The organism is Phenylobacterium sp. (genome assembly GCF_030654915.1).
Taxonomy (GTDB): Bacteria; Pseudomonadota; Alphaproteobacteria; order Caulobacterales; family Caulobacteraceae; genus Phenylobacterium.
In genome coordinates, this window is sequence record NZ_JAURWM010000177.1 from 1 (window position 1) to 11173 (window position 11173).

The 11173-nt window shown below is 67.0% G+C and carries 10 protein-coding genes; 7 read left to right on the plus strand and 3 right to left on the minus strand.

Annotated elements, in window-relative coordinates; translation table 11 throughout:
* Positions 1-195 precede the first annotated feature (195 nt).
* Positions 196-525: a hypothetical protein gene (locus Q7T84_RS08980; RefSeq protein ID WP_304807917.1), complete on the minus strand. Its 330-nt coding sequence runs from the start codon at positions 523-525 to the stop codon at positions 196-198.
* Between the two features lie 32 nt (positions 526-557).
* Positions 558-1169 carry a polyhydroxyalkanoate synthesis repressor PhaR gene (gene phaR, locus Q7T84_RS08985; protein ID WP_304807919.1) on the minus strand — a complete coding sequence of 204 codons (612 nt, stop codon included), beginning with the start codon at positions 1167-1169 and terminating at the stop codon, positions 558-560.
* Between the two features lie 177 nt (positions 1170-1346).
* On the opposite strand from phaR, the gene Q7T84_RS08990 reads away from it, so the two are divergent.
* The 3 genes from Q7T84_RS08990 (at position 1347) to Q7T84_RS09000 (ending at position 4133) form a co-directional block, all read left to right on the plus strand.
* On the plus strand, positions 1347-2522 hold the full coding sequence (locus tag Q7T84_RS08990; RefSeq protein ID WP_304807921.1) for an acetyl-CoA C-acetyltransferase: 1176 nt from the start codon (positions 1347-1349) through the stop codon (positions 2520-2522).
* 62 nt (positions 2523-2584) lie between these two features.
* Positions 2585-3310 carry a beta-ketoacyl-ACP reductase gene (locus tag Q7T84_RS08995; protein WP_304807923.1) on the plus strand — a complete coding sequence of 242 codons (726 nt, stop codon included), beginning with the start codon at positions 2585-2587 and terminating at the stop codon, positions 3308-3310.
* 52 nt (positions 3311-3362) lie between these two features.
* Positions 3363-4133 (plus strand): DUF4908 domain-containing protein, encoded by a 771-nt coding sequence (locus Q7T84_RS09000; RefSeq protein WP_304807925.1) that lies wholly within the window; start codon positions 3363-3365, stop codon positions 4131-4133.
* Positions 4134-4200: 67 nt separating this feature from the next.
* On the opposite strand, the gene Q7T84_RS09005 is transcribed toward Q7T84_RS09000, so the two are convergent.
* Positions 4201-4530, minus strand: a complete 330-nt coding sequence (locus tag Q7T84_RS09005; RefSeq protein WP_304807927.1) for a UrcA family protein — start codon at positions 4528-4530, stop codon at positions 4201-4203.
* Positions 4531-4810: 280 nt separating this feature from the next.
* Here Q7T84_RS09005 and Q7T84_RS09010 point away from each other — a divergent pair, with 280 nt between their 5' ends.
* The 4 genes from Q7T84_RS09010 to Q7T84_RS09025 form a co-directional block, all read left to right on the plus strand.
* On the plus strand, positions 4811-5278 hold the full coding sequence (locus Q7T84_RS09010) for a (2Fe-2S)-binding protein (protein WP_304807929.1): 468 nt from the start codon (positions 4811-4813) through the stop codon (positions 5276-5278).
* 4 nt (positions 5279-5282) lie between these two features.
* Positions 5283-7463 carry a xanthine dehydrogenase family protein molybdopterin-binding subunit gene (locus Q7T84_RS09015; RefSeq protein WP_304807931.1) on the plus strand — a complete coding sequence of 727 codons (2181 nt, stop codon included), beginning with the start codon at positions 5283-5285 and terminating at the stop codon, positions 7461-7463.
* Between the two features lie 82 nt (positions 7464-7545).
* Positions 7546-8814 carry a TetR/AcrR family transcriptional regulator gene (locus tag Q7T84_RS09020; protein ID WP_304807933.1) on the plus strand — a complete coding sequence of 423 codons (1269 nt, stop codon included), beginning with the start codon at positions 7546-7548 and terminating at the stop codon, positions 8812-8814.
* Between the two features lie 53 nt (positions 8815-8867).
* A partial coding sequence (locus Q7T84_RS09025) for a biotin carboxylase N-terminal domain-containing protein (RefSeq protein WP_304807935.1) occupies positions 8868-11173 on the plus strand: 2306 nt, incomplete at its 3' end.

Here is an 11173-nt window from a genome sequence, read left to right on the forward strand (position 1 = left end):
TCGGGCGCGGCGGCCCGGTGGATCGAGAGTTTCATGATGTTGTCCGCAATCGGTGCGCCGCGTGGAGCGGCCATGAGGGATAGCTCATGCGGCGTCGCGCCGGGACGTGCGTCCCGGTGGCCGGTTCTATCCGGTGACGTCCGCGCTGCAGGCGCGGGTCAGACTGCGACGAAACCCTTCATGCGGGCGAGCCTATCAGACCTCGGTCTTGGCCGCGGCGCCCTTTCGAGCCCGCCGGTCGGCGGCTCCGGAATATTCGGTCTGATTGTAGAGCGTGCGGGCGGCGTCCAGCGTTTCCTTGCCGCCGCGCAGGCCGCGCCTCTGGCCGTCCTGCCCCAACACCTGGGCGGCGAAGACCGCGGCGGGGCCAGGCGTCTTCACGGGCGCCGGCGGGGGCGGGGCCTCGTAGAGCGCGGGCACGCTGCGGTCCTCGATGTTCGCCGCGCCGCTAGCCCCGCCGCCTTTCGAGCGTCGGACACGTCGAGCCTGGTTGGCCCTGCGAATGGGGTCGATCGGGGAACTCATGGAGGCGGGACCCTAGCCTCGGGCAGGTTAATCTAGCGTTTGGCGAGCTTGGCGATCTGCGCCTGCATCTCTTCCATCTGCTTTTTCAGGACGTTCAGTGTCTCGTCGCCAGCCGTACTGGGCGCGGGCGCCGGCTCGGCGGATTTCTGCGGCGCGGCGCCTTCGTCGGTGCGGGCATAGGCGAAGGGCGAGAACATCTTCATGGCCCGGTCGAACATGGCCAGGTTCTGACGAATCTGCTCCTCGTAGCCGCTGCCGAGCCCGCCGCCGGTGCCGAGCGTCGCGAACTGGGTCCGCATCCGCTCCTGTTGTTCAGCGAAGGTGGCGAGCGACAGTTCCAGATAGCTCGGCAGGAAGGCCTGCATCGAGTTCCCGTAGAACCCGATCAGCTGTCGCAGGAACTGGATCGGCAAGAGGTTCTGCCCCTCGCGGCTTTCCTCCTCGAAAATAATCTGGGTGAGGACGGTCCGCGTGATGTCGTCGTTGGTCTTGGCGTCATAGACCACGAAGTCGACGCCTTGCTTCACCATGTCGGAAAGGTGTTCGAGCGTGACGTAGGACGACGAGGCGGTGTTGTAGAGCCGCCGGTTCGCATACTTTTTGATGACGACGCGTACGTCGCCGGATCCCTGGGTCTCGGCCATCCCACAATCCCTTATTAGGTCCGCTCCCCGCGGCGGACCCCTACTCTTGCACCGCAGTATCGCGGATGCGAGGGCGTTCGGAAAGCAGGTGTTCCGATCAGGCGAGTTGGTTGCACCCCCTTGCCCAAGCTCTGGGGTTTATCGATAGATGAAAGCCTTGAAGTTCAGGAGCCCGCCATGAGCGACGTCGTCATTGTCTCCGCCGCCCGCACCCCGGTTGGATCGTTCAACGGGGCGCTCTCTAGCCTGCCCGCCCACGAGCTCGGCAAGATCGCCATTCTGGCCGCCATTGAGCGCGCCGGCATCAGCGCCGCCGATGTCGGCGAGGTGATCATGGGCCAGGTCCTGCAGGCCGGCGCGGGCCAGGGTCCCGCCCGTCAGGCGGCGGTCAATGCCGGCATCCCGGTCGAGAGCCCGGCGTGGAGCCTCAACCAACTTTGCGGGTCGGGCTTGCGCGCGGTCGCGCTCGGCGCCCAGCAGATCGCGGACGGCTCGGCCAATGTGGTGATCGCCGGCGGCCAGGAGAGCATGAGCCAGTCGCCCCACGCTCAGAACCTGCGTGGCGGCCAGAAGATGGGCGATCTCGCCCTGGTCGACACCATGATCAAGGACGGGCTGTGGGACGCCTTCCACGGCTACCACATGGGCCAGACCGCCGAGAACATCGCCAACCGCTGGCAGATCACCCGCGAGGACCAGGACGTCTTCGCCGTCGCCAGCCAGAATAAGGCCGAAGCCGCCCAGAAGGCTGGCAAGTTCGCCGGCGAGATCGCGCCGGTGACCATCAAGGGCCGCAAGGGCGACACCGTGGTCGACCAGGATGAATACATCCGCCACGGCGCGACGCTCGACAGCGTCTCGGGTCTGCGCCCGGCCTTCGCCAAGGACGGCTCGGTCACCGCGGCCAATGCGTCCGGCCTCAATGACGGCGCCGCGGCCTTGGTGCTGATGAGCGCCGACGAAGCCGCCCAGCGCGGCCTTAAGCCCCTGGCCCGCATCGTCTCCTGGGCCAATGCCGGGGTGGATCCGGAAATCATGGGCACCGGTCCGATCCCGGCCAGCCGCAAGGCGCTGGAAAAGGCCGGCTGGAGCGTGGAGGACCTGGACCTCGTCGAGTCCAACGAAGCTTTCGCCGCCCAGTCGATCTGCGTGGTTCGCGATCTTGGCCTCGATCCGGCCAAGGTGAACGTCAATGGCGGCGCCATCGCCATCGGCCACCCGATCGGGGCCTCGGGCGCCCGCATCCTGACCACTCTCGTGCACGAAATGAAACGTTCGGGCGCTAAGAAGGGCCTGGCGACGCTTTGCGTCGGTGGCGGCATGGGCGTTGCCATGTGCGTCGAAGCAGTCTGACCATCTTAAGCTGGGAGCGCCGGATCAACTGGCGTCCCTATTTTTAACCGGGAGGCGGCCCCATGGGCAGAGTAGCGTTCGTGACGGGTGGGACGCGCGGCATCGGCCGGGCGATCTGCGAACGATTGAAGAACGACGGCTTCAAGGTCGCGGCCGGTTATTCCGGCAATGAAGACGCCGCCAAGGCCTGCGCCGCCGAATTGGGCGTCATGGTCGTGAAGGGCAATGTCGGCAGCTTCGAAGACTGCGGCCGCGCCGTCGAGGCGGTCACCGCCGAACTCGGACCCATCGAGGTCCTGGTCAACAACGCCGGCATCACCCGTGACGGCGTGTTCCACAAGATGACGCCCGAGCAGTGGTCCGAGGTTATTCGGGTCAATATGGACTCGGTCTTCAACATGACACGCCATGTGATCGAGGGCATGCGCGACCGCTCCTGGGGGCGGGTGATCAATATTTCGTCAATCAACGGCCAGAAGGGCCAGATGGGCCAGACCAATTACTCGGCCGCCAAGGCCGGGGTCATCGGCTTCACCAAGGCGCTGGCGCTGGAGAACGCGCGCAAGGGCGTGACGGTCAACTGTATCGCGCCCGGCTACATCGACACCGAAATGGTGCAAGCGGTGCCGGAAAGCGTGCTGGCCGCGATCATCGGCCAGATTCCCGTTGGCCGCCTGGGCAAGGGCGAAGAGATCGCCGACATGGTCGCCTTCCTCGCCGGCGAGCACGCGGGCTATGTCACCGGGTCGACATTGTCGCTGAACGGTGGCCAGTACATGGCCGGCTAAGCTTGTTGGGGGTCCAAAAAGCGCCCCAGTCAAAGGGCATCTGCCTATCTTGATGATAAGCGAAAGACCGGCGTCAGCGTCACGACCTTACATCGCCGCGGCGCTCGCCGTGGCGATGAGTGTCGGCTGCGCGCTGCCGGCCTATGCTGGGCCCCAGACGTTGCGGGACGGCCTGTTCGGCGACCGTCCGGCGCCGGGGCGGCGCGCCACGCCGCCTGTCGCCCGCTACGTCAGCCAGGAGGGCGATGCCTTCATCCTGGATCGCAGCCAGACACGCGCCTTCATGAAGTTCGAAGGCAGCCCCGAGGTTTGGGTGCTGCGCCCTCATCCGGCCCCGCGCGGCGACGTCATCTACAAGAACGATCTGGGTGAGCCGATGCTGCGCGCCACGCGGCTGGGCGGTCTGACCCTGTTCACCTCGCAGCGTCCGGGCGGGTCCCCCGCCGCCTTCGCCGGCGGGGGCAATGCGCTGCGCCTCGCGCCGCTCAGTCCGCAGGTGCTGCTGGAGCGCCTGGCCCAGGCCAGCGCCAAGGCGACCCGCGCGGCGCGCAGGCTGATCCCGTTCGAGGCCGACGCCTCGCCCGCCTCCTCGGCCGTGGTGGCGGACGCCGCGATCGTGACAGCCGAGGCGGTGGTGCGCCTCTCGCGCGATCCCGACGGCCGCAATCTGCTCGGTCGGCTGCGGAAGGTGAAGCTGGTCGAGGGCAAGAAGCCGGCCGTCGCGCTGCATGGGAGCGAGATGCGGATCACCGTCTCGCCCGACGACGGCCTGGCTGGCCGCCCTTCGTCCGACAGGATCATGCAGGCGGCCGGCGCTCACTAGGCGTTCTCCTGATGCGAAAAAGCCCGCCACGAGGGGCGGGCTTTGCGTCTCAGGCTGGGCCTGATGTCTAGCGTTGCGCGAGTTCGGCGTTGCGAGCCTGAGCCATCATGGCGTCGCGATGGGCGAGGTTCTCGGCGGCTTCGGTACGCACACCCTTGATGCAAGCGCTGTCGGTCAGGCGGGAAATGGCGCCGGGCCGCACTTGGCTGCAGAGCTTGTGGGCGGCGACGTCGATGCGCTCGTTCAGGATCTTCGCGCCCTCGGCGCTCGAGGTGTCGATATCGGAAATCTTCACGACCACCGGGGCGGCGTGGGCGCCGCTGGCGATGGCCAGCATCGGAACGGTGGCGAGGGCGAGGGTGGCGACGCCGGCGAGGGTGCTGCTGATCTTGAACATCTGAAATCTCCCATTTCATCTGTAGTTGTTGGGGCGCCCGTCTGGGCCGCCGATGAATTGGAGATAGCGCAATGTTGCTCGCGAAGTCTTGTTAATGCGGCGTAATGACACATATTTAAGAGAGTTACGGGAAGTTAATCTGAAATATTACATGCGCTTCATTCTTTCTATTCTGTAATCAAGCGCCGGCGGTGGCGTGCCGTTGATAGATTTCCTTCGCTTGCGGGTTGGCCCCTCGAACCCTTAGGATTCCAGGCAATCAACAAGGGGAGGGCGCTGCATGGCCTTCAAGCTGAACGTCAACGGCAAGGCCCTCTCGGCGGATGTCGACGGCGATACGCCACTGCTCTGGGTGCTGCGCGACACGCTCGGTATTCTTGGCCCGAAGTACGGCTGCGGGGTCGCCCAGTGCGGCGCCTGCACGGTGCATGTCGACGGCGCGCCGGTGCGCTCCTGCTCGCTGCCGGTCGACAGCCTGGGCGCTTCGAAGATCGTCACCATCGAGGGGATCGGCGCGGGCGCTGTCGGCAAGAAGGTGCAGGCGGCCTGGACCGAGCTCGACGTCGCCCAATGCGGCTACTGCCAGGCTGGACAGATCATGTCGGCCACCGCGCTGCTCAGCGCCAACGCCAAGCCGACCGACGCCGATATCGACGAGGCCATGAGCGGCAACATCTTCCGCTGCACCACCTACACCCGCATCCGGGCGGCGATAAAGCTGGCGTCCGGCCAGAAGACGGAGGCTTGAGGCCATGGCTGACGGATCCCACCCCATCGTGGCCTCGCGCCGCGACGTCCTGGCCGGCGGCGGCCTGCTGCTGTCCTTCACGGTCGCGGGCAAGGCTGGAGCCGCCGAGGCCGGCGGCGCGACCTCGACGCTGAACGCCTATGTCCGTGTCGCGCCCGACGGGATCGTGACCATCGTCGCCAAGAACCCGGAGGTCGGCCAGGGCGTCAAGACGATGCTGCCGATGCTGATCGCCGAGGAACTGGACGTCGATTGGGGCAGCGTCCGTACCGAACAGGCGATGAACGACCCTACAGTGTATGGCCGTCAGTTCGCTGGCGGCAGCATGGCCACGCCGCTGCATTGGGACGAACTACGCCGGGTCGGCGCGGCGGCGCGGGTGATGCTGATCGCCGCCGCGGCGCAGGGCTGGGGCGTCCCGGCCAGCGATTGCACGACCGCCTCGGGCGTCGTCCACCACAAGGGCTCGAACCGCAAGGCGACCTATGGCTCGCTGGCGGGCAAGGCGGCCGGCGTTCCTGTGCCGGACCTGAAGACCGTGCCGCTGAAGGACCCCAAGGACTACAAGATCATCGGCCAGCCGAAGGTCCAGGTCGACACGGCCGCCATTGTCACCGGCAAGCCGCTGTTCGGCATCGACGTGACAGTGCCGGGCATGCTGTTCGCCACCTATGAGAAGGGGGCGGTGTTCGGCGCGAAGGTCGCCGGTGCGGACCTGGCCGCCGCCAAGGGCGTGAAGGGCGTTCGTGACGCCTTCGTGGTCGAGGGCGGGAAGGAATTGGACGGCTTGCTGCCCGGCGTGGCGGTCGTGGCCGACAGCTGGTGGGCGGCCAAGAAGGGCCGCGACCAGTTGAACACCCGCTGGGCCGACCACCCGACCGGCAAGCAGTCGAGCGCCGGCTTCGCCGCACGCGCCGTCGAACTTTCCAAGACAGCGCCACAGAAGACCGAGCGCAATGACGGCGATGTGGCCGCCGCCCTGAAGGGCGCGAGCAAGACGGTGGAGGCGGCCTACGCCTATCCGTTCATCTCGCACGCCAATCTTGAGCCGCAGAACTGCACGGCGCACTTCAAGGACGGAAAGATCGAGATCTGGGCCCCGACCCAGAACCCCGAGCCGGGCCGCCAACTGGTCGCCAAGACGCTGGGCGTCGCGCCGGGCGACATCACCATCCACATCATCCGTGGCGGCGGCGGCTTCGGCCGGCGGCTGATGAACGATTACATGGTCGAGGCCGCCTGGATCTCCAGGCAGGTCGGCGCGCCGGTGAAGCTGCTGTGGTCGCGCGAAGACGACATGCGTCACGACTTCTACCGCCCGGCCGGCTGGCACTTCCTGAAGGGCGGCGTGAACGCGGCTGGCGACATCGTCGGCTGGCACGATCACTTCGTGACCTTCGGCGAGAACGGCGTGGCGGGACGCAGCGCGGGCATGTCGCCGACTGAGTTCCCGGCGCGGTTCCTGACCAACTATCGCTACGACGTGTCGATGATGCCGTCTGGCGTCCCGACCGGGCCGCTGCGGGCGCCCGGCTCGAACGCCATCGCCTTCGTCGTCCAATCGTTCATTGACGAACTGGCCCATGCGGCAGACGCCGACCCGGTGGCCTTCCGCCTCAAGCTGCTCGGCGACAAGCCGATGGTGGGCGAGCCGCCCTCGGGCTACGCGGCAGGCCGCATGGCCGCGGTGGTGAAGTTGGCGGCGGAGAAATCAGGCTGGGGCCGCAAGTTGCCCAAGGGCTCGGGCCTGGGCGTCGCCTTCCATTACAGCCACCTGGGCTATTTCGCCGAGGTGGTCGAGGTCGCGGTCGCGCCTGGCGGGGCGGTGAAGCTGGTGAAGGTCTGGGTGGCGGCCGATGTTGGCCGGCACGTGATCAATCCCTTCGGGGCGTTGAACCAGATCGAGGGTTCGGTGCTGGATGGCCTGTCGGCGGCCCTGCACCAGAAGATCACCATCGAGAACGGTGCGGCGGTGGAGAGCAACTTCACCGACTACGCCCTGATGCGGATCAATGAGGCGCCGCCGATCGAGACGCACTTCATCAAGTCGGACAATTCCCCGACCGGCCTGGGTGAACCGGCTCTGCCGCCGATCCTCCCAGCCCTGTGCAACGCGATCTTCGCCGCCACCGGCAAGCGTATCCGGCAACTGCCCGTCGATACGGAGATGCTCAAGACCGTCTAGGTATTGTGGCCAAATCGTCAGAACCCGGACGCTTTTGAGCGTCCGGGCCATGACCCGCTATCGAGAAAACTGAAGGCGCGGTATGACGTTGGCCCGAGGCGGCGACGCCTTCAAAGATAATGACGCCATGACAACCAGCCGGCCGCCGACGAAACGCTACGAGCAGCGCAAGAGCGCCATCGTCAGTTCCGCTGTCGAGGTGATCAACCGCAAGGGCGTTCGGGGCATGACCCTGGCCGATGTCGCGCTGCGGCTGAACCTCGTGCCAACCGGGGTGATCTACTATTTCAAGAACAAGGAAGACCTGGCCAGCGCCTGCTTCCTGCACGGCATCGAGCTTTTCAATGATCTCTCGGCCGCCGGCGAGGCGGGCACGAGCGTCTGCGAACGTCTGGCGCTCTTCCTGGACGCCTATTTTGACTACAAGGGGCGCGTGGTTCTGGGCGAGGCCGAGCCGATCGCGGTCTTCAACGACGTGCGCGCGCTGAATAGTGCGCCGGTCAATGCGGCCTATTTGGAGATGTTCCGCAAGGTGCGCGGGCTCCTCCAGGGACCAGAGACCCAAGGCCTGTCGCGGGCCGGCATGAACGCCCGCGCCCACCTGCTGATTTCAGAGGCTTTCTGGGCGGTGGTCTGGCTGCGGCGTCATGACGTCGAGGACTATGGGCGGGTCTCCAAGCGAGTGCTGGCGATCACCGCTGATGGCCTCGGAGCGCCTGGCGCGGCTTGGGCGCCGCTGGCCTTGCCGACCCTGATCGCCGAGCCGACCGCCGGGCCCGAAGCGTCGAGCGAACTGTTCCTGCGCGCGGCCACCCAGTTGATCAACGAAGAGGGCTATCTCGGCGCGTCGGTCGAGAAGATCTCGGCCCGGCTCAACGTCACCAAGGGCGCTTTCTATCATCACAACGAGAACAAGGATGAGCTGGTCGTCGCCTGTTTCGAGCGCACCTTCGAGGTGATGCGCCGGGCGATCCGGCAGGCCGAAGAACTATCTGGCAGCGGGCTTCAAACCCTGACGACCGTGGCCGCGGCGCTGGTCTCCTACCAGATGTCGGGCAACGCGCCGTTGCTGCGCGCCTCGGCCCTGACCTCGGCCCCGGAATCGATCCAGCCGCAGCTGCTGGCGAAGTTCGACCGCCTATCGGACCGCTTCGCCTCGCTGATCTCCGACGGCGTCGCCGATGGATCGGTGCGGGCGGTGGACACCAACATCGCCGCCCAGATGCTGACCGCGATGATCAACGCCGCCGCCGAGCTTCATCACTGGGCTAGCGATGTGACGCCTCAGGAAGCCACGGAGCTCTATGTCCGGCCGTTCTTCGAGGGCCTGCTCTCGCCGCGTCCCGACTAGGCGCGGGCGTTCCCGCCGGGCAGAGTGAAAGAAAACGCCCTGGGGGACGCCAAGTGAAGAAACTGCTGATCGCCAATCGCGGCGAGATCGCCGTCCGTATCGCGCGTACCGCCGCCGAAATGGGGATCGAGACGCTCGCCGTCTATTCCAGCGACGACGCCGCTTCGCTTCACACCCGCAAGACCGACGCCGCCCACGCCCTGACGGGCTCTGGCCCGGCGGCCTATCTCGATGGCGCGCAGATCCTGGCGGCGGCCAAGGCGCTTGGCTGCGACGCCATCCATCCGGGCTACGGCTTTCTGTCGGAGAACGCGGCCTTTGCGCGGGCTTGCGCCGAGGCGGGCGTCATCTTCGTCGGGCCATCGGCCGAGACCCTGGAGTTGTTCGGCGACAAGGGCCGCGCCCGAGCCCTGGCCGCACAATGCGACGTCCCGATCCTGGCGGGAACGCAGGGCGGAACAACCCTGGCTTCAGCGCGCGCTTTCATGGAAGGGCTGGGCGCCGGTGGGGCGGTGATGGTCAAGGCGGTGGCCGGCGGCGGCGGTCGCGGCATGCGGCCGGTCCGCGCGTTGGGCGAGCTCACCGACGCCTTCGAGCGCTGCGCCTCCGAGGCCCAGGCCGCGTTCGGCGACGGCTCGCTCTATGTTGAACAGTTTCTGCCCCACGCCCGGCATGTGGAGGTGCAGATCGTCGGCGACGGCCAGGTGGTTTCGCACCTCTGGGACCGCGAATGCAGCTTACAGCGGCAGCGCCAGAAGGTGGTGGAGATCGCGCCGGCCGACAGCCTGCCGCTTGAGACTCGCGAGCGACTGTTCGAAGCCGCTGTCGCTCTTGGCCGCGCCGCCCATTATCGAAATCTCGGCACCGTTGAATTTCTGGTCGATGGCGAGAGCGTAGTGTTCATCGAGGCTAATCCGCGTCTGCAGGTCGAGCATACGGTGACCGAGGCGGTGACGGGGCTGGACCTCGTCCGCATACAGATTGAGGTGGCGCGAGGCCGCTCGCTCGCCGATCTCGGTCTGACCCAAAGTCAGGTGCCTAGCCCGCGCGGCAGTGCCGTGCAGGCCAGGATTAACTTGGAGACCATGAGCGCCGACGGGTCGGCCAAGCCGTCGGGCGGGGTGCTGTCGGCCTATGAGCCGCCGTCCGGTCCTGGCGTGCGGGTCGACGGCTTTGGCTACGCCGGCTATCGCACCAGCGCCCGCTTCGACAGTTTGCTGGCTAAGCTGATCGTCCATTCGGTCGACCTGCCCACGGCGAGCGCCAAGGCCCGCCGCGCGCTGTCGGAATTCCGCATTGCTGGATCGGCGACCAATATCGGCTTCCTGCAAAGCCTGCTGGCCCATCCGGCGGTGGCCAAGGGGGAGGTCCACACCCGCTTCATAGAGGAGCGAATGGAGGAGCTGAGCGGCAGCGCTGAGGCGCCGAAGCTCTACTTCGAAACGACGGGCGCCGCGCCAGTTAGGCGCGCCGGCGCGCATATCGACGCCTCAGACCCGCTGGCCGTCCTGCATCATGGCAAGGCGCCGAGCGCCGCTGAGGAAGATGACGAGCTGGAGGGGCCGGAGGGGGCCAGGCCCCTGCGCGCGCCGTTGCAGGGCACCCTCATCGGTCTCCTCGCGAAAGTGGGTGATGAGGTTCGCGAGGGCCAGCCGCTGTTCGTCATGGAAGCCATGAAGATGGAGCACGTGATCGCCGCCAGTTTCTCCGGCGTGGTGCGGCAGATCGCGGTGGCCGAGGGCGATACCGTCTTCGAGGAGCATCCGTTGGCCTTCATCGAGGAGGCCGATGTCGCCGGCGGCGTGGTGGCGCAGGAAGAGGAGATCGACCTCGACCACATCCGCCCCGATCTCGCCGAGGTGCTGGAGCGTCACCGGTTGACCACGGACGCAGCGAGGCCGGAGGCGACGGCGCGGCGGCGCAAGACTGGTCAGCGGACCACTCGCGAGAACATTGAGGACCTCTGCGACGAGGGTAGCTTCACCGAGTATGGCGCCCTGACCCTGGCCGCTCGGCGGCGGCGCAACACCCTGGACGAGCTGATCGCCCAGACGCCGGCCGACGGCATGGTGATGGGGCTGGGCTCGGTCAACGGCGACCGCTTCGCCGAGGAGAAGTCCCGGGTCGCGGTGATGGCCTATGACTACACGGTGCTGGCCGGGACCCAGGGAGCGCACAACCACGAGAAGCTCGACCGGATGAGCGAGATCGCCCTGCGCTGGCGGGTGCCCACCGTGTTCTTCACCGAGGGTGGTGGCGGGCGGCCCGGCGACACCGAGGGCGGCGGCTTCACCCGGGGCTTCGAGTTCTGGGGCCGGCTATCGGGCGCCGTGCCCCTGGTGGGGATCAATTCCGGCCG

Bases quoted from the DNA above. Each gene is read 5' to 3' on its own strand.
- Q7T84_RS08980 (WP_304807917.1), bottom strand. From the start codon at position 525: ATGAGTTCCCCGATCGACCCCATTCGCAGGGCCAACCAGGCTCGACGT.
- phaR (WP_304807919.1), bottom strand. From the start codon at position 1,169: ATGGCCGAGACCCAGGGATCCGGCGACGTACGCGTCGTCATCAAAAAG.
- Q7T84_RS08990 (WP_304807921.1), top strand. From the start codon at position 1,347: ATGAGCGACGTCGTCATTGTCTCCGCCGCCCGCACCCCGGTTGGATCG.
- Q7T84_RS08995 (WP_304807923.1), top strand. From the start codon at position 2,585: ATGGGCAGAGTAGCGTTCGTGACGGGTGGGACGCGCGGCATCGGCCGG.
- Q7T84_RS09000 (WP_304807925.1), top strand. From the start codon at position 3,363: ATGATAAGCGAAAGACCGGCGTCAGCGTCACGACCTTACATCGCCGCG.
- Q7T84_RS09005 (WP_304807927.1), bottom strand. From the start codon at position 4,530: ATGTTCAAGATCAGCAGCACCCTCGCCGGCGTCGCCACCCTCGCCCTC.
- Q7T84_RS09010 (WP_304807929.1), top strand. From the start codon at position 4,811: ATGGCCTTCAAGCTGAACGTCAACGGCAAGGCCCTCTCGGCGGATGTC.
- Q7T84_RS09015 (WP_304807931.1), top strand. From the start codon at position 5,283: ATGGCTGACGGATCCCACCCCATCGTGGCCTCGCGCCGCGACGTCCTG.
- Q7T84_RS09020 (WP_304807933.1), top strand. From the start codon at position 7,546: ATGACGTTGGCCCGAGGCGGCGACGCCTTCAAAGATAATGACGCCATG.